This is a genomic window from Streptomyces sp. NPDC090106 (assembly GCF_044747265.1).
In the GTDB taxonomy this organism is placed as follows: domain Bacteria; phylum Actinomycetota; class Actinomycetes; order Streptomycetales; family Streptomycetaceae; genus Streptomyces.
The window spans coordinates 22149-37933 of record NZ_JBIVDS010000027.1 but is presented as its reverse complement, the minus strand read 5'-3'; the positions used below and the strand labels follow the sequence as shown (position 1 = coordinate 37933).

The 15785-nt window shown below is 68.9% G+C and carries 24 protein-coding genes; 5 read left to right on the top strand and 19 right to left on the bottom strand.

What is annotated here, in order from left to right; all coding sequences use genetic code 11:
• Window positions 1–230: 230 nt before the first annotated feature.
• Entirely contained in the window at window positions 231–704 is a 474-nt protein-coding gene (locus ACIPSE_RS45170; RefSeq protein ID WP_401675624.1) for a hypothetical protein, read from the bottom strand.
• Between the two features lie 125 nt (window positions 705–829).
• Between ACIPSE_RS45170 and ACIPSE_RS45165 the strand changes: the two genes are divergently transcribed.
• A complete protein-coding gene (locus ACIPSE_RS45165; RefSeq protein ID WP_401675623.1) occupies window positions 830–2116 on the top strand; it encodes an XRE family transcriptional regulator in 1287 nt (428 codons plus the stop codon).
• Window positions 2113–2661 (top strand): GNAT family N-acetyltransferase, encoded by a 549-nt coding sequence (locus tag ACIPSE_RS45160; protein ID WP_401675621.1) that lies wholly within the window; start codon window positions 2113–2115, stop codon window positions 2659–2661. The genes ACIPSE_RS45165 and ACIPSE_RS45160 overlap by 4 nt, the downstream gene beginning before the upstream one ends.
• Window positions 2662–2741: 80 nt before the next feature.
• On the opposite strand, the gene ACIPSE_RS45155 is transcribed toward ACIPSE_RS45160, so the two are convergent.
• The 14 genes from ACIPSE_RS45155 to ACIPSE_RS45090 all read right to left on the bottom strand — a co-directional run bounded on the left by ACIPSE_RS45155 (window position 2742) and on the right by ACIPSE_RS45090 (window position 11420).
• Window positions 2742–3074: a hypothetical protein gene (locus ACIPSE_RS45155; protein WP_401675619.1), complete on the bottom strand. Its 333-nt coding sequence runs from the start codon at window positions 3072–3074 to the stop codon at window positions 2742–2744.
• A 143-nt stretch (window positions 3075–3217) separates the two neighbouring features.
• On the bottom strand, window positions 3218–3628 hold the full coding sequence (locus tag ACIPSE_RS45150) for an ATPase (RefSeq protein WP_401675617.1): 411 nt from the start codon (window positions 3626–3628) through the stop codon (window positions 3218–3220).
• Window positions 3625–3927 (bottom strand): hypothetical protein, encoded by a 303-nt coding sequence (locus ACIPSE_RS45145; protein WP_401675615.1) that lies wholly within the window; start codon window positions 3925–3927, stop codon window positions 3625–3627. The genes ACIPSE_RS45150 and ACIPSE_RS45145 overlap by 4 nt, the downstream gene beginning before the upstream one ends.
• A gap of 8 nt (window positions 3928–3935) precedes the next feature.
• Window positions 3936–4409: a Pycsar system effector family protein gene (locus tag ACIPSE_RS45140; RefSeq protein ID WP_401675613.1), complete on the bottom strand. Its 474-nt coding sequence runs from the start codon at window positions 4407–4409 to the stop codon at window positions 3936–3938.
• Window positions 4406–4711 carry a hypothetical protein gene (locus ACIPSE_RS45135; RefSeq protein ID WP_401675612.1) on the bottom strand — a complete coding sequence of 102 codons (306 nt, stop codon included), beginning with the start codon at window positions 4709–4711 and terminating at the stop codon, window positions 4406–4408. Before ACIPSE_RS45135 ends, ACIPSE_RS45140 begins: the two co-directional genes overlap by 4 nt.
• 829 nt (window positions 4712–5540) lie before the next feature.
• Window positions 5541–6062 carry a hypothetical protein gene (locus ACIPSE_RS45130; protein ID WP_401675610.1) on the bottom strand — a complete coding sequence of 174 codons (522 nt, stop codon included), beginning with the start codon at window positions 6060–6062 and terminating at the stop codon, window positions 5541–5543.
• Between the two features lie 238 nt (window positions 6063–6300).
• A complete protein-coding gene (locus ACIPSE_RS45125; protein WP_401675608.1) occupies window positions 6301–8520 on the bottom strand; it encodes an FtsK/SpoIIIE domain-containing protein in 2220 nt (739 codons plus the stop codon).
• Between the two features lie 77 nt (window positions 8521–8597).
• Window positions 8598–8903, bottom strand: coding sequence for a hypothetical protein (locus ACIPSE_RS45120; RefSeq protein WP_401675606.1), 306 nt, complete (start codon window positions 8901–8903; stop codon window positions 8598–8600).
• Window positions 8900–9139 (bottom strand): hypothetical protein, encoded by a 240-nt coding sequence (locus ACIPSE_RS45115; protein WP_401675604.1) that lies wholly within the window; start codon window positions 9137–9139, stop codon window positions 8900–8902. Before ACIPSE_RS45115 ends, ACIPSE_RS45120 begins: the two co-directional genes overlap by 4 nt.
• A complete protein-coding gene (locus ACIPSE_RS45110) occupies window positions 9136–10407 on the bottom strand; it encodes a DUF2637 domain-containing protein (protein ID WP_401675602.1) in 1272 nt (423 codons plus the stop codon). Before ACIPSE_RS45110 ends, ACIPSE_RS45115 begins: the two co-directional genes overlap by 4 nt.
• Entirely contained in the window at window positions 10404–10640 is a 237-nt protein-coding gene (locus tag ACIPSE_RS45105) for a hypothetical protein (protein WP_401675600.1), read from the bottom strand. The genes ACIPSE_RS45110 and ACIPSE_RS45105 overlap by 4 nt, the downstream gene beginning before the upstream one ends.
• Window positions 10637–10807, bottom strand: coding sequence for a hypothetical protein (locus ACIPSE_RS45100; RefSeq protein WP_401675598.1), 171 nt, complete (start codon window positions 10805–10807; stop codon window positions 10637–10639). The genes ACIPSE_RS45105 and ACIPSE_RS45100 overlap by 4 nt, the downstream gene beginning before the upstream one ends.
• The gene (locus tag ACIPSE_RS45095) at window positions 10804–11088 is read right to left on the bottom strand and encodes a hypothetical protein (protein WP_401675596.1); all 285 of its coding nucleotides are present in this window, start codon (window positions 11086–11088) and stop codon (window positions 10804–10806) included. The genes ACIPSE_RS45100 and ACIPSE_RS45095 overlap by 4 nt, the downstream gene beginning before the upstream one ends.
• Window positions 11076–11420, bottom strand: coding sequence for a hypothetical protein (locus tag ACIPSE_RS45090; protein ID WP_401675595.1), 345 nt, complete (start codon window positions 11418–11420; stop codon window positions 11076–11078). Before ACIPSE_RS45090 ends, ACIPSE_RS45095 begins: the two co-directional genes overlap by 13 nt.
• A gap of 258 nt (window positions 11421–11678) precedes the next feature.
• Between ACIPSE_RS45090 and ACIPSE_RS45085 the strand changes: the two genes are divergently transcribed.
• Window positions 11679–12437 carry a GntR family transcriptional regulator gene (locus tag ACIPSE_RS45085; protein WP_401675593.1) on the top strand — a complete coding sequence of 253 codons (759 nt, stop codon included), beginning with the start codon at window positions 11679–11681 and terminating at the stop codon, window positions 12435–12437.
• A gap of 112 nt (window positions 12438–12549) precedes the next feature.
• On the opposite strand, the gene ACIPSE_RS45080 is transcribed toward ACIPSE_RS45085, so the two are convergent.
• From ACIPSE_RS45080 to ACIPSE_RS45065, 4 genes are read right to left on the bottom strand one after another with little or no spacing between them, the layout of a single operon-like run.
• Window positions 12550–12825 (bottom strand): hypothetical protein, encoded by a 276-nt coding sequence (locus tag ACIPSE_RS45080; protein WP_401675591.1) that lies wholly within the window; start codon window positions 12823–12825, stop codon window positions 12550–12552.
• Window positions 12822–13136: a hypothetical protein gene (locus ACIPSE_RS45075; RefSeq protein WP_401675589.1), complete on the bottom strand. Its 315-nt coding sequence runs from the start codon at window positions 13134–13136 to the stop codon at window positions 12822–12824. The genes ACIPSE_RS45080 and ACIPSE_RS45075 overlap by 4 nt, the downstream gene beginning before the upstream one ends.
• 43 nt (window positions 13137–13179) lie before the next feature.
• Complete coding sequence (locus ACIPSE_RS45070) at window positions 13180–13311, bottom strand: hypothetical protein (RefSeq protein ID WP_401675587.1); 132 nt, start codon at window positions 13309–13311, stop codon at window positions 13180–13182.
• Between the two features lie 11 nt (window positions 13312–13322).
• On the bottom strand, window positions 13323–13610 hold the full coding sequence (locus tag ACIPSE_RS45065; protein ID WP_401675585.1) for a hypothetical protein: 288 nt from the start codon (window positions 13608–13610) through the stop codon (window positions 13323–13325).
• Between the two features lie 731 nt (window positions 13611–14341).
• Here ACIPSE_RS45065 and ACIPSE_RS45060 point away from each other — a divergent pair.
• Together ACIPSE_RS45060 and tpg are read left to right on the top strand one after the other, a co-directional pair.
• Window positions 14342–15214 carry a hypothetical protein gene (locus ACIPSE_RS45060; protein ID WP_401675583.1) on the top strand — a complete coding sequence of 291 codons (873 nt, stop codon included), beginning with the start codon at window positions 14342–14344 and terminating at the stop codon, window positions 15212–15214.
• A gap of 16 nt (window positions 15215–15230) precedes the next feature.
• Window positions 15231–15776, top strand: coding sequence for a telomere-protecting terminal protein Tpg (gene tpg / locus ACIPSE_RS45055; protein ID WP_401675582.1), 546 nt, complete (start codon window positions 15231–15233; stop codon window positions 15774–15776).
• The last annotated feature ends 9 nt before the right edge of the window (window positions 15777–15785 follow it).

The following is a 15785-nucleotide window of genomic DNA, read 5'->3' as shown; positions in this document are numbered from 1 at the left end:
TCACCGCTCCTCCGTGGAGTCCGTGTCCGGTGTCATGGGTGCGGGGTTGGCGAGTGAGCCGGGCGCCGTGGTCCACTCCAGTCCTCCGCCCGCTGGCATCAACCACGCGACCGGCTTCGTCTGACCGTGGCCGACGTCAGGGGCAATCGCCCGCAGGGTTCCCCGCCGTCCGGTTGCGGTGTCCTCGACGCTTCGACCGATCCACTGGTGTTCGCGGTGTAGAAGGGAGCTCACTTGTCCTCGCCTCCGGCTGCCGCAAGGGGCGCCCACGAGTACCGCACGTGAACACCAGCGTCGTGCAGGCGGCTGATCTCGCGATGCCGCAAGTCGGTGGCCGTGTACGGGGCGATGCAGGCGGGCCACCGGGCGATCACGACACCGACCGTGCCGGACGCCGCGCGCTCCCGGACCTGGCACCACCCCTCGCGCTGGCCGGGGTCCGGTTCGCCGTATGGGTCGATGATCACCTCAGTGATCGTCAGCCCCCGGTCCTGTGCGTAGGCCATGCCCTCGGTGCGGGCGCGTTCCGCGGCCAGAGAGGACGTCGGTTGCGCCCGCTCGACGCACACATAGAGGAGGGCCGCAGTGGGGTCCGGTGCCGCGGAGGTCTGTTGCGCAGGTCTGGTCATCGTCGCCTCGGCGCTCGCAAGTCGTTGCGCCGCGTCGTCCGCGCGGGGGAACGCGGGCGACGCGGTGCCGTACACAACAGCTAACCGACGGTCACCACCTCGCGGCCATGACGAAGTTCGCCGAGTTGGTCGCGGTCCGACTGACGAATTGACGAGCCCTTTACCCTTCGCGGGAGCCGCGATTCCCTTACCGTGGCTGCATGGCGGACACCACAAACGACGCCTTAGCCGCGTGGATGTCGGACCACCAGATCTCGCCCGGGGAACTGGCAGACGCGGTCAACGACGTGATCCTCGACTTCACGGGCAAGCTGGGCAGCGTCTCGGAACGCACGGTGTTCCGCTGGCTGTCGGGTGAAATCCGGTGGCCTCAAGAGCGGCAGCGTCGAGCTTTGGAAACCGTCGCAGAACTCCCGGTCACGGCTCTAGGGTTCGTGCCTCGGAGGCGACGCGCCGCCACCCCTGCAACGCCTCCGGAGGACCCCTCAGTGCACCGCCGCCGCTTCGTCGGTGCGGCAGCCGGCACCGCCGCTGGCGCCGTTCCGCTACTCGCCACCTCCGCACCACGCCCGTCCCGTGTCGGCACATCCGACGTGATCCGTCTGCGTGACAGCGTCGAGCTCCTCGTCGCCCTCGATGCCCGACGCGGAGGACACACCGCCCTCGAACGCGCCTCGCTGGCTGGCGCTGCCGACGCTCTCGACCTACAGCAGCGCCCCGCCACGCAACGCGTAAAGGGGCGTCTCTTCGCGCTCGCCTCGGATTTCACCGCAACCGCCGCTTGGTCTCTCATCGACGCCGGGCACCCTGTCCGCGCCGAACAGCATCTCGACCGCGCTCTCGCACTGGCGGGCATGGCTCAGGACCATGAAATGGTCATGCAGTGCTGGAATTTGCGGGCGATGCTGGCCCGCCAGTGCAAGAAGTACGGGGAAGCAGTCGCCGCCGCACAGGCAGCGCAAGCGACCCGGGCGGCCCGCGGGAGTCGCTTTCATGCCTCGCTCGCCCACGCCCGGACGGCTATCGGCCTCGCTCACGCCGGGGACAACCGCGCGGCCCTGCGCTCCCTGGGACGAGCCGAAGACGCACTCACCAAGGCGGATCTGACGGAACCGCGGGCAACTTGGATCTCTTTCTACGGCCCCGCGGAACTGCACTCCCTTACCGCGATCGTCCGCGATCTGGTCGGCGATCCGGCCGAGGCTGAGGCCGCCTCCTACCGGGCCCTCAGTTCCCTACCCAAGTCGTACCGTCGAAATAGGGCCTACACCACCGCGCGCCTTGCCCTTGCGCAGCTCCACCAGGGTGACGCCGAGCAGGCCTGTACCACCAGCGCCGAGATTTTCACCATCATGGCCGGGGACGCTCTTCCCGGCCGCATGCGTGCCGTCCTCGGCGACTTCCATCGTGATCTGATCACCCTTGCCCCGCCCCGGGTCGCGCACGAGTGGGCCGACCGCTACCGGACCGATTGGAGTACTGGATGACCACCACAGCCGTTGAGGTCCGCCGCTTCGGACACTCTGATCTGTCCCAGATACGACAGACCCTCTTGGATGTGCACCAGGACGCGTACGCCGATGACATGACCGACTTTGACGAGCGGTTCCCCTGGTTCGTCGACCATTGGGGCAGTAACCCCGGCTTCTCGTGCGTGATCGGCTATGACGGCACCGAACCCGTGGGATTCGCCTACGGGGCCCCCGCCGCCTCGGGGCGTGAGTGGTGGCGCGAACACCTCCAGGAAGCGCCGGACGATCCATCGACGTTCGCCGTCTCAGAGCTGATGGTCCGTCCACAGTGGCGCAAGACCGGAACTGCTGATCGGCTGCATGCCGCATTGCTCTCCGACCGCGCTGAGGCCCTCGCTGTGCTCCTCGTCGACCCCGACCATCCCAAGGTTGAGGCGCTCTACGTTGGGTGGGGATACACGCGGGTCGGATACCGCCAGCCCTTCCCTGACAGCCCGAATTTCGCCGTCATGGTGATGTCTCTGCGGGCAGGCGCACGGAACCACAACGGGGACACGTAAAGCGCGGGCCCTCGGTTGAGAACCGGGGGCCCGTTGTTGTACGCGCGCCTGCAAGGTCGAGGGCTGTTACTGGGCGGAGCTCAGCGTTTCGGCGCGGCGCCCTGCTCGGAGGCCGCGAGGTTGCCCCTCGTCTTCCCCCGCAGCCGGGCGAGCGTGAGACTGCCATGGATCAGTGCAGTTGCCAGGACGACGAGGAACCATCCGCCGTAGACCAGTCCACACAGCAGGGCGCAGACCACTACGACTACGCAGAGCGCGAAGAGCGGCGAGTAGACGAGCGGGTCGGGGCGCACGTTTCGAAGGATGACGGCCCCTCCGCTCGCGACGACACAAGCCAAGATGCACAGCGCAACACGGGTCAACGTGAAGCGCAGCGCGGTGACGGCGTCCCGCGCTTCCCCCCGGATGATCATTCAGCCTCCCTGTTCAGCATTCAGCCTAGGGGCGCTGACAGCAGAGCGGACAACGGGTTCGGCGTACACGCCGAACTGCGGAGCGCCCCGCCCCATGGTGAGCGGGGCGGGGCGCTCGGTCCGGGAATTGCGGCAGGCGTCATCTACCGCTCGACGACAGGCCTTTCGATGTCGCGGTCTTCGCTCACGACCTTGACCTCGTGCATCTCCTCGTGGTGCTGCATCACGAGCCACCGCACCATTGCGGCTGAGCGGTGACGGCCTCCCGCACAACCGACGGCGACACGGACCGGTCCGGCGAGCGGGTTCGAGCGGTAGGCGTCCACGGCGGCACGGATGGCGAGACCGAGCTTACGGATACCCGGGGTGTTGAACACCGCGCGCATGACGAGTTCGTGAGTCGCGGTGAGCTCCCGAAGGGTCGGGTCAAGGTGCGGGTCCTTGAAAGGTCGCATGTCGAATACGAGGTTGGCTTCGGGCACCGGGCCGTGAAGGTAGCCGAACGACTCGTAGATGACGTCAGCCGGTGCCTCGCTGGAGTTCAAGTCGGTCACGGTGTCTTTCCCTTCGTGGGCGTGGTGCCGGCGCGTGCGGCGGCTCGGCCCTGGTCGGTGATTCGGAAGACGTGCGGGTGTGTCCGGTGGTCGCCTTCGGGGTCGGAAGTGCCTTGGATATGGCCGCAGTCGTCGAGGGAGTCGGCGAGACCTAGCTCTTCGAGGGCGGTCTCGTCAGCGCGCGTGAGCCACACGATTTCGCCCGAGGGCATCTCAATGCGGGGCAGGATGCTGCCCTTCGGGTGGGTGGCGGCGGCGCGGAGGGCGGCGAGTCGGCGGGGGGTCAGGCGGGGGTCCATAGCGCGGTTCAGCTCATTCCGACGAGGAGAGCGAGGACCAGGAGCACGATGGATGCGCTCGTGATGTCGATTGCGAGGCGCAGCGCGGCGTACTTTCGTTCGGCGACCTTCGAGAGGGTGACGATCCGTTCGGCGCGCTGGTCGACTGTCACGTCCGCGATGACCTCCTCGGCGGTGCATGCCGCCCAGTGCAGGTATGAGCCGCGAGGGCGTCCGGCGCGTGCGGGACGGACGGATGCGAGGACGACCAGGATTGCGGCCACCAGGCCGACGGCGCCGAGGCCGACCAGGATGGCGGCGATCGGGTCGAGATGACGGCCGGGAAGTGTGCCGACCAGGACGGCCAGGGGCAGGCCGAATGCAGCCAATAAGGCGCCTGCCTTGGTGTCCGTTCGGGCGATTTCGGCAATCACATCGGCGCGGGCCTGTGTCAGCCCTTCGTGGGCAGCAGGGCCCACGGCCGAGGAATCGGGGTGCGTCACCGTACGTCCTTTCCACGGGGCCCGAGTCGGCCCGGCGCCGACACCCGGCGGGAGGGCTCGGCTGCGGCTTCACGGTCCGTGGCGGGCGGGGCGGCGGGCCTTTCGGTGGGGATGTCGTCGAGCTTCGCCAGGCGGTACTTAAGGGCGCGGGTGGCGGCCCTGTCGAAGCGAATCCATCCGTAACCGATCGTGCCGTGTTCATCCTCGGCGTAGACGACGAGAACGGCGCCGCCGTCGATATCAGGGTCGAGGTTGAACCGGACAACGGTTCCGGTGATTTCCTGATCAGGAACGGGCTTCAAGGGGCCTCTCCTTCACTGTGGTGCGGCAGGTTCACCATGACACGAGTTGCAGTGATACTGCAAGTGAAACTGACAGTTCAACTGCTTCTAGCCATGCCGATAGCGGATGCGGCGCACATTCACGCAGGTCAGAACGCGATGGACCCCCGAGGAGTCCGGCCGTCGGACTCCTCGGGGGTCCCCGGTTGCGCAGAGATTCAGCCCTCGCCGCCTCCGAGACCGCTCATCTTCCGTTCATGACGGCGCTCGCCGTACGCTCCGGCCTCGCGGACACCGTCACGTGCCAGGCCTACGCCCTCACGGCCGAGGTCAGCGACCGACCCGACAGCCGAGGCCCCTGCCGCGGCCACTTGCCCAGCGGCTCCGGCCACGGCGGCGACGGCGCCAAAGGCGGCGGCAATAGCGCCGCCCGTCGCTCGCCCCGCCGGCATCGCGGGCCCGGCTGCGGCAGGGGTGCCGCCCTTGGCTGCCGCTGCGGCCGAGGCCTTAGCTGCGGCCGATCCGCCACCCTGCCCCACGGAGACTAGGACGCCCTCAACCGTCCTGCCTCCCGGCAGGTGCATTCGGAAGGATCGGCCGGGCTGAGCCTGCGCGATGGTCGGGAGCTGCGATGAGGTGAGGTCGTCGACCGGAAAGAAGCATTGAGGGCGGCGACGGCCGAACTGCCCTTCTCCGCGGGCGGCTTTGTGACTCTGCCCGCATGTGGCGTTCACGGTGGAGCCGGAGGCGATGAGGGTCACCTCCCGTGGGGCGCTTCCCCCGGGGCAGGTAACCGGATTACCTCCGATGCGGAGTTTCCGGATCTTGAGTGTCTGCGTCACAGCTCCCCCTACGGGTTGGTGATGGTGGCGGTGGCGGTGGCCTTGGCGCGGCCGAGGAGCCCCGCCCTGGCGGTCGCGGTGGCGGTCGCGGTCTGGGCTCCGCGCGACCGGCGCGGCGCGAAGACGGCGAGAACAAGGGCGACGACGAAGGCCAGGACGACCGCGAGCTTGGCGAGCAGCAGAAGAACTGCGACAAGCTCGGCGGCGGCCTCGGCGAACACCTTCGTTGCGAAAGCGGCCATGGCCAGGGAGGCGGAGGCACTCAGCAGAAGGAGAGCCGTCGTCTTGGCCCAGGCCGGAATGGCGGCGGCCGGGGCGGTGGCGGCGGCCGGGGCGGTGGGGGTGTCCATGTACTGGAAGATCACGCGGCCGTCGGGGGTATGGACTGCTACAACGTCCGCGATCGGTGCGGCAACAGCCTCGGCGCTCGTCTTGATCACGATCGGGCCGGATGCGGCCGGAGGGGTGGGCATCGGGGCGGGGCGATGAACGAGGGCGGCTTCGGCGTAGCTGCGGGCGGTGTCGTTCATGATCGTTTGCGCTCCTCGGTGTGGCTCGTCTGCGTGGGTTTCGGGGTGTCGGGGCGGTGTCCGGGGGGTGAGGTTCGCCCGCGTTTGTCCAGGTATGGAAGGTGTCCGGGACGTGTCGGACAGCGGGTGGGGGGTGTCGCTTGGGGACACCCCCCACCGAGGGGCGACACGTCCGGGACACGTCCTCACCTGCGGTTTTGCGGCGCGGACACCTTCCCGGACACGTCACTTCGTCCCGTTATGCACCGAGTACGAGGTTGAGGTCTTCTCGGCGGAACCCTCGGCCTTCGGTCCCGCCGAGGGTGGTGACCTTGACGCGGTCGAGCGTCCGGCCGGAGCCGTCGAGCGCTTCCTCGATCTCACGGCCGAGGCGGACGCCAACGCGTGATGCCCAAGCCCGGTCGCTCTCCCCGTCGCGCTGCCCCCAGCCAGCTGCCGGGGTCTCGTCGTGCAGCAGTCGGGCGATGTCCGTGCTGCCGAGCTCGTCGGCTCCGGCCCGGTCGAACGCCGCCCGCATCTGGGCGAGGATGCCGACCACGGAGAGCAGGCCAGATGCGGCGTATCCCGTGAGTGTGCGGGCGGCGATGCGCAGGGCGCGGCCTCGGGCGCAGATGTGCGTGAAGTGCTGCGGGCTGATCCAGTCGGTCATGATCTTTTCGGAGCCGGATTCCTCGGCGAGGATGCCGACGCCGATCTGACCGAGACCGGCAGCGCTGTGACCGCGCTTGGCTTGGCCGTCACCGAGGATCATGTCGGACGACGTGTCGTCCACGGTGTGCACGCTGTAGCGCTTCAAGATCACGTCTCGGAAGTCGGTCGGGACGCTCTTGGCGCTGGGACGCTGCGCGGCGGCGATGATGATCAGGCCGCAGGCTCGGCCGCGCCGAATCAGCCGGGCCAGCTTCTCGACGAGGGCCGCGAATTCCTTGAGGCCGTCCTTACGGGCCAGGACGACGCCGAAAGCCTCCTGAATCTCGTCAATGAGCAGCATCAGAACGGGCATGTCGTGACTCTCGGCCATCTCGGGCGTGAGCCTCATGTCCGGCCGCTCCGCCTTGGGCATGCGCCGGATCGTGGCGAATCGGCTGTCCATTTCCTCGATCAATTCGTCGATGAGTGCAATGAACTCGTCGACCGAGGCCGGGTCCGCACCGATGATCACTCGGTGGGCGATCTCTTCGAGCTCCTCCCAGTCGGCGCCGCCCTTGAAATCGGCCAGCAGCATGCGGCACTGCGGGTCGAGGGCACCGGCCGCCGCCGGCAGACGCATCGCCGATGTCTTGCCGTAGCCCTGAGCTCCACCGAACAGCAGCGAGGACCAAAGGACTTGGAGGGTTTTGCGAATGCCCTTGCGGTTGGCACCGAAGGGAACCCCGTCCCAGATGGACCACTGCTTTGCCTCGACCAGCGGCGAGAGAGGAGCTTCGCCGGAGAACGGGACGCTGTTGGCCACCCAGAGGATGACGTCGTTCGGAGTCTCCCCCTCCTCGATGTCGAGCCGCTCCAGCGGCAGACCGAGGGCGCCCGCGAACTGCTCGGCCCGGTTCTTCAGGGCCTTGCAGACCAGGCCCGCCGGAGTCTTGAACGCCGTCGTGGTGTTGCCGAGCTCGTCGCGGGTTGCGAGACCCACGGCCTTGATTTCCTGCTCCGCCGTCATGAGCTTGATGTCCCGCAGGGCTCGCGTGATCCGCTCGTCAGTGACGGGACCGGCGTGGCCGAGGTCGACGGCGTTGTCAAGGACGGCGAACTCGGCGTCGGGGGTGCGGCGGATCATCTCGCGGCGGCCGAGGAAGTACAGGACGCCGAACACGGGGATCAGGGCGGGGGCCAGCAGGATCAGGCCCCAGGTCTGCCCCAGGGCGACGAGCGCGGCCGTGTAGGTGGTGAAGCCCGTCGCGGCGTAGACGGTGACGGCCTCGCGCCGGCGCTCCCGGGCTTCCTTGCGGCGGTCGGCCCGGAGGTCGGCGATGTGGTGGGGGTCGGCCTTGACGCGGCGGACCTTGTCGGCGATCTCGCCGAATTCGGTTGCGAAGAGGTACGACCATGCGTCCCGCAGGCCGACGCCTGCGCCAAGGACGGTGATGTGGATGGTGCGCCACAGGTAGACGGGGCTGCGGACGAGGTGGAAACCGACGCGGTTGGCCAGGACCGCACGGCGCTGCCGCCACACTCCGGGGTCGGTGAGGGACTCGGGGATGATCGGGCGCAGGCCCCAGGCCGCGCGCTCGTCCTCATCGACCGGCTCCTCGTCGAGGTATTCGAGGACGGCCCCGGTGGCGTCGTCGAGGTCCTTGTCGAGCCGGATGGTGCCGGTGAACTGGTCGGGGACACCGGCCGGGGTGCCGTGTGCGGTCTCGCGGGCGGCGTGGGCGAGGTGGTCGCGGATCTCGGGCGCCTCGAACCGGGACGCGTGGTCGATGCCCGCCTCGGTCTCGTCGCGCTCCATGCTGGTGGTCATTGCGGGGTGTTCCTCTCGGGGGACGGGGCCCGGCCGCCGGGGGAGGACGGCCGGGCGTTGCGCGGGGTGAGGCGGGATCAGGGGGTGGTGATGGCCCGGCCGAGCTGGGCCAGGGCGAGGTGGAGGCGGGCGCGGGCGATGGCCGATGCGGCGGTGATCGCGGTCCCCTCGCTCAGGTCCGTACGGGCGGCCTCGGCGGCGCACCACGCCTTCGTGACGTGGGGGTGAGACGGGTCAGCCGTCTCGAACTCGATGTAAACGAGGCCGAGTTCGGCGTGGAGGTGGGCGAGGTGCGCGTGCCCGCCCTCGGTCTCGGTGTCGGCGTGCTGGGCCTGTTCGGCGGCGATGAGGCGGAAGACGCTCCGGCTGTTGTGGGAGGTCACTTGGCGGCCTCCTTCTTCTCGGCGTTCTTCTTCTTGGTGGCGTTGCGGATGGCGAGGGCCTTGGAGGCTCCGCGGATCGCCTTCGGACCCCAGAGGATGAGCGCGACGAGGAAAGCGCCGATCAGCGCTGCGGGGCCCCACCCGTTCTCGGGGGCGATCCGGATCAGGGTGTACGTCCCGACGGGCACGGCGAGGATCAGCGCACGGGGAGGCTGGTGTCCCTTGGTGGTGGTCATCGAGTGGTCCCCTCTTCCTGCTGGACGTGGTCCCGGAGTCGCTTGAGGTAGTCAGTCGCGCCGCCATGGACGGCCTTACTGACGCTTGCCACGGACAGGTTGTGTGCGCCGCCGAGGGCGTCGGCGAGGGCGCGAACCTTGTCGAGGTCGTCCGCGTCGAGAGGCTTCTGCGGGGTCTTGGGGCGGGTCCTCCCGCCGCCCTTGGCAACCGGTCGCTTCCCTTTTCGCCCAAGGGTTCGAGGGGTTCGGCCGCCCTTGGTCGGGCCTCCCTGCGGGCCGCCGCCGGCGGGTCTGGCAGCGGTGCCGTCGGGGCCTCCGTCGCCGCCGAGAATGTCGCCGAGCAGACGCTCGACGGCGATTGCCTCCGCGGACATGCCAGCGGCTTCAGCAAGCTCGATGTCTGCCTCAACCCGGCGGGCAAGGACGCTCGCGGTGATGCTCAGGGCGGCGCCGTGGCGGTCGCGCCACGCGAGGCGCCATGCCTCCTCGTGGTCAACCGCGCCGTACGGGTAGGCGGCGACGATGTCCTCATACCGGCGGTACACATCGCCGAAGCGGCGGCGACGGCGGCGTTCGTGCTTGCGCCGGAGGCGGGCCTCCCGGCGCTGCGCCATGGTGCGCGTGCCCTGACCGTGGCGGCCCCAGCCTCGGACTTCCCAGAAGAACACTCCGCCGAAGCTGCTGGCGGCCAGGACCCAGCCGAGCCACTCCGCGCCCGGAGCGTGCGTCCAGTTGATGAGTGCGGCGAATGCTGCGCAGGCCCACATGACGATGCGGAACCGGAGGGTGGGACGGCCCTCGGCCTTGGCCCGCTCGCCGGAGACGGTCGCGACCCAGGCGCCGGACTCCAGCATGACGCCGAGGCACAGGCAGATGAAGAGCGGAAGGCTCTCGCCGCTCAGCGCTCGGAACTGGAAGTACAGGGCCGGGATGATCGAGGCGGCCATGACGATCCCGGCGCCGAAGGTGTCCCCCGCGTTGCGGGCCCTGGCGATGAGTTCGGCGCGGCGCTGTCGGCGGTCGGCGCGGCGGGTCTTGCGCCTGCGTTCCGTCTCGGCGCGGACGCGGCGGGCCTCCTCGCGGTCGTTGTTGCGGTCCTGCCGCTCTTGCTCGCGCTCGGCCAAGCGGTCCTGCCGCTCTTGCTCGCGCTCGGCCAAGCGGTCCTGGCGGTCCTGCTCGCGGTCGTCGGCTCGGTCGTGGCGGTCTTCCGCGCGCCGGTCTTGGTCGGCCGCCCGCTTCCGCTCGTAGTAGTCGGCGAGGTCGGTCACTTGGTGCGCTCCTTACGGCGACCGCGGCGCCAGCAGGCGCACAGGGGGCAGGTGGCATACAGGGGGCGGCGGGAGTCGGTGAATACGGCGGCAATGACGGCGAACGCGGTCCGGTGACCGGCGCCGAGCGCGAGCGTCGCGAGGATGGCGAGACCGACGAGGACCACCCGGGAGGTGACCAAGTGGTGTGCGGCGGCGGCCAGTTGCGCACCGATGCGGCGGGAGGTGGTCATCGGGCGGCCTCCGGGCGCGTGTACGGGACGAGCGCGGCACGGTCGGCCCGACGCGTGGCCTCGGTGGCCCGGAGGGCGGCGCAGCGGGCGGCGTTGTCGGTGGCGGTCCGTCGGCTGCGGAGCGTGTCGGGGGCGACGGTCCGCGCGGCGGTGGACGAGGTGCTCATGTGGTGGGGGGCGAGGTCGGGGCGGCCGGGGCCGTGACCTCTGCCGCGGTCTTCACCGCGAGACGGGCCAGGATGGCGGCTCCCGCGAGGAGGGCGGCGGCCTTGGCCACGGTCACGATCGCCGTGAAGAAGACGACCAGGACGGGAGCCACGGCGTAGGCGAGGCCGACGAGGGCCAGGACCAGGACCAGGAGGGCGCCGCGGTTGAGCCGGTCGACGAGGTCCAGAGCCGTGCGCAGGGTGCGGGTGGTGGTGCGGCGGCTGATGATCACGCGGCCCACCCCCCGACGAACTCCTCGTCGGCGTCGGCCTGCGTCAGCTCGTCCGCGAGGACGAGGAGGCGGCCGTACGAGCGGGGGACGTCGATGACCCCGGCGTCGATCATGTCGACCAGGGCGGCGGTTCGGGTCATCTCGTCGGTGAACGCGGCGAGCAGGGCCGCCGTGCGGTCCTCGTCGCTCAGGTCCTCGGGGATGTCGTACTCGTAGCCGAGGATGAGGTCGAGGTCGAGGCCGATCACGGCGGAGAGGTCGAGGCGGGCCTCGGTGTCGAGGTGACGGGCCGACGCGGCGATTCGCCGGACGGTCGCGGTTTCGGGCATGGTGGTGCTCACGCGGAATCAACTCCTTTGCGAGTTGCCCGCCTAGCGGCCCCTGAGCGTGGACGAGACGCACCGGGGCCGCGCCCCTTTGGGGCAGCGGGTCACGGTCCGGCCGTTTCATTCCTAGGAATGACCGGCCGAGAACGACCATGCCATCCACGCGCCCCACTGTCAACGCCATTCCTAGGAATGGGGAATTTCGGCGTGCCGGCGTGTGCTCTACTGAGAGCACCAACGGGAGGAGCACAGGGGATGACCCCTAAGTGGCAGATGCTCGCCGACGAGCTAGCCGAGGAGATCCACGCAGGAACGCGGGCACCCGGTTCGGCGCTGCCGCACATCACTGACATGGTCGAGGCGGGCAAGGGCTCGAAGGCCACCGTGCACAAGGCGTACAAGGAGCTGGAGGCGCGCGGGCTCGTCCTCGCCCACCGAGGCAGGGGGACGATCATCCTCGACCGGTCGCACTCCCGCGTGACGCTCGACCGGTACGAGGGCACGCTCGACCCTGGGGCCACCGTGGGGCCATGGGAAGCCGACGCCGCCCGGCAAGGCCTCGACGGGCGAACCGCGGCCGGGACACCGGCTGTTGAGCACCTCGATGCTCCACCTGACGTCGCCGAGCTCCTGGGCGTGCATGCCGGGGCGCCCGTCGTCTGCCGCCGCCACCTGGCCATGATCGGAACAGACGTCGTCGCGCTGCACGAGGACTGGTATCCGCTTGAGGTCGCGCAGGCCGCAGCACTCGACCACACCGAGTCTGGCGGGAAGCCCGTACTTGGCGCACTCGTAGGCGCCGGCATCTTCCCGGCCGAGGCCGCGGAGTTCATCACCGCAGAGGACGCCAGCCCCGACCAGGCCGCCCGCCTCGGCCTGGCGCCGCGCTCGTCGGTGCTCCTGATCGATCGGATCACGCGCGACCGGACAGGCCGCATCGTGGAGCTCGCGCGCTTCATGGGCACCGCACACCGTCTGAAACTGGCGTACAGCCCTCTCGCGCTCAGCATCAGCGGCCATGCCGACGCGTAACGACGGCGCCCGCCCCCGGCTTATGGGGGGCGGGCGCTCGTTCGTTCCTGACCGAATCAGGCGGGCAGGCCCTGACCGGACGCCGCCGACCGGGACCACGCCAGGGCCAAACTCACGGGCCGGACACAATGGCCACGATCAGCACTTCTCGCCGATCTTCGTCAATGCGATAGAGGACGCTCGTCCAGGCCGGACGCTCCTCGACAGCCAGTAGCGCGGTGTAGAGGCCGCCGACCCGATCCGGATACAACTCGCCACGCCCGTAAGGCGTTTGGGCGAGGAGCTTCTCGAACCCAAGGACGGCGGCACGCTCTTCGATTGTGGCCGTGGCGAGTCCGGCCCGGCCGGTCTCGCTGTAGACGACAGACCAGAGGGCACCGTCGCTCACCGGCCCGCCCCCGGGGCGCCACCGAGGATCTCGTCGGACGTGAAGCGCGGGGTAGAGGAATCGGTGCTCGCGGCCACGGCGGCGAGAATCGTCGGATGCGTGCGCATGACGAGCCGGTGCCGCCACTTGCGGACGAAAGCGACGTACTCCTCGGGGTCGTTCAGTTCCAGCTCACCGAGTTCGGCCTCGAAACTCTCGCGATCCGCGGGCGAGGCTGCGCCGAGAGCGGCACGGAGTTGGGTCACGGTGCGCGGGCCCGCGTGGGCCTGAGTGCGGTACGGGTCGGGCCTGTCGGCCGGGGCTGCGGTCATGTCCCCTGGTTCCTCTCAGGTGGGGCGGGCGGCGGGCCAGTGGTCAGAGCAGGCCAAACAGCAGTGGCGTTGACATCAGCACGAACAGAAGTCCGCTGACCTTGAAGGCAGCCGACTCCCTGGCTACGCCCGAGGACCAGACAAGGGCACCGACGGCGAGCAGGCCCAGGCCCACGTTCGTAAGCATCAGGCGGCCTTGGGCTTACGGCCCGCCGCCCCCTTCGCGGCTTCACGCTCCTTGGCTGCTTCCGCGAGCCACCCGGGGTGTTCGGCCTCGATGACGTCGCGGAGGTACTGGCCGGTGATGCCGGCCTGGCGGGCGACAGCGCTGAGGTGGCCGTACTTGGTTGAGGCCATGGCCTCTTCAACGGCGCACGCGAGGAGTGCGGCCTTAGCCACCCGCGCTTTCGTCTCGGCCTGTTCTGATTCGTCTCGCAGCTCGGCAAGAGTCTTCGTGTTGTCGTTCTTCGCCATGCTCCGAGGATGACACGAACACAGTGGCACTTCAAGTGAGGCTTGCAGTTGCACTGTAAGCGTGCAAGAGTGTGCGCTGATCGGAACGACCAAGCGAACCGGTCTAGCAGTCGTTATGAGTCCGGCTCACAAATGGTGAGGTCAACGCATGGGAAACCTGGCGAACTACGCGAGTTCGAGCGAACAGATGTTGAGGGTCACCGTCGCGGCTCTCATGCGCGCATGCGGCGAGAACCAGACCAAGTTGGCCGCGAGTCTCAGAATCACGCAAGGGCAGCTCAGTCGGAGGCAGAGCGGGCGCGCATCGTGGTCACTGGGGGATCTTGACCTCCTGGCGGCGCACTACAGCGTCCCGGTTCCGGATCTGTTGTGTGGGCCGACGCACGCCGTGAGCAAGCTGCCTCACGTGCGATTGGCCGCAGTGATCGGGGGGTCTCAGGAGGTCATCGCGGTCTAGCCGGTGCCTTCAGGCCGCAGGCCTGTCCCCCTCCGAATTCGCTCCATCCATGCGAAAAGCCCCTCCGGGGAGTTCGGGAGTTTGCGGCTCCCGCCCGTCGAGGCCCTCGCGTGGACCCTGCGTTAGGTCTATTGCGGAGTGTACCCAGACCCTTCCGGGTACCACACCGCAGAGGCCAGAAAGGCCAAATGTAGCTGTGGCAACACACCGTGTTATCAGCCCTGATGAATGCGAGATGTGCATTCGGGTCTTCGGTGCTCTGGAAGATCACCAATTGGCTTCCCCTGAGACCTTCCTCACAGCCGATCAGCTCGCACAGGTGGTCGGCCTCAAGAGACGAGCCACTCAGTACCACCTTGCCCACCTGTACGCTCACGGCCGCATCGACGAGGACAAGCGGACCCCCATCACGAGCGGGATCGGTCAGCCTTTGCTGCCCGGCGCGCAGGAGTGGGCCCGCAGTGTCGTTGCTCCCGACCCGACGTGCGCGCGGTGCCTGATCGCCCTCGCCGGGATCGGGTGGGACGGGCAGGTCAGCCAAGAAGAGTTGGCCAAGATCGTTGGCGTGAGCCTGCGCACCATCGAGCGCCACCGGCCGCACCTGGTGTTGGCACAGCTCGTCAATTTCCGCCCCGTGACGGTTCGCGCGGCCGGAACGTCCGGGCTCGTCACCGGCCGCCACCCGGACCGGTTCACCCTGATGTCGGGACTCCCCGCCGCGCGGCTGGAGGGTCAGGCATTCGACGAGGCGCCGGCACGTGCCGCGGGCGTCGTCGACCGCGTCCGGTGGTTCGTCAGCGTGACCGACACGGAACGGGACAATGCGATCAAGTCGGTGAGCTGGTTCCTGCGTGCCGGATGGCCGGAGGATGCGCTCCTCAAGGCCCTCGACTCAGCCGAGGACCGGCAGGCGTACCGGCCGGGCGGCTATCTGTCCGTACTCCTGCGGAAGCTGCCGGTCGAGTACATCGTCCCTGCGCGGCAGTCGTATCGCGGTGAGTATCCGGAACGACAGCAAGACTGCCCCGTCTGCGACACGCCTTTCAAGACGAGGGCGCCGGGCAAGGTGCTGTGCGGTGGCGCTATCTGCCTGACTCCGGAGAAGGCCGTAATCCCGCCCGGCACCACCATTCACAGGATCGCCTGAGGGGAGGCACTGAGCCATGGGGAAGATCATTGACGCACTGCGGGCCCGGATTCAGACTCGGAGCCTCCCGAAGACTGCAAGGGGGCAGTTCAACGCCCTGATGCGCAAGGAGAAGGGAAACACGGCGAGGGTGGCCGAGCGTCTCGGCCTCTCGCGGCGGCAGGTGCAGCGGTTCGCCAAGGGCGATCGGGACATCCGCAAGAGCAAGGCGGAGACGCTCGCCGCCCTCCGCCGGGAGGTGTCGCGGGATCACCAGCCACGCGTCACCGCGAAGGGCATCAAGGACGCCAAGAGCCGCGGCCTGACGATCGAGACCCGCGCGAACTTCGGCTTTCACGCCGCGGCAGGGTCGACGGACGACTCACGGATGAGGCGACTCACGGAGGGCGTCCCCGATGAGCTCCTCGACGACCTGTTCGAGGCCCTGAGTAACGGAGACGAGGAAAAGGCGCAGGAGATCGCGGGCGAGGCGCTCGCCATGGAGTACTTCCGCGACGGCGGAACTCGGGCGGGCGGGCTCGACGTCACGTTCGGCGATATCGACTACATCGACTTTCACTGAGAGGGGACG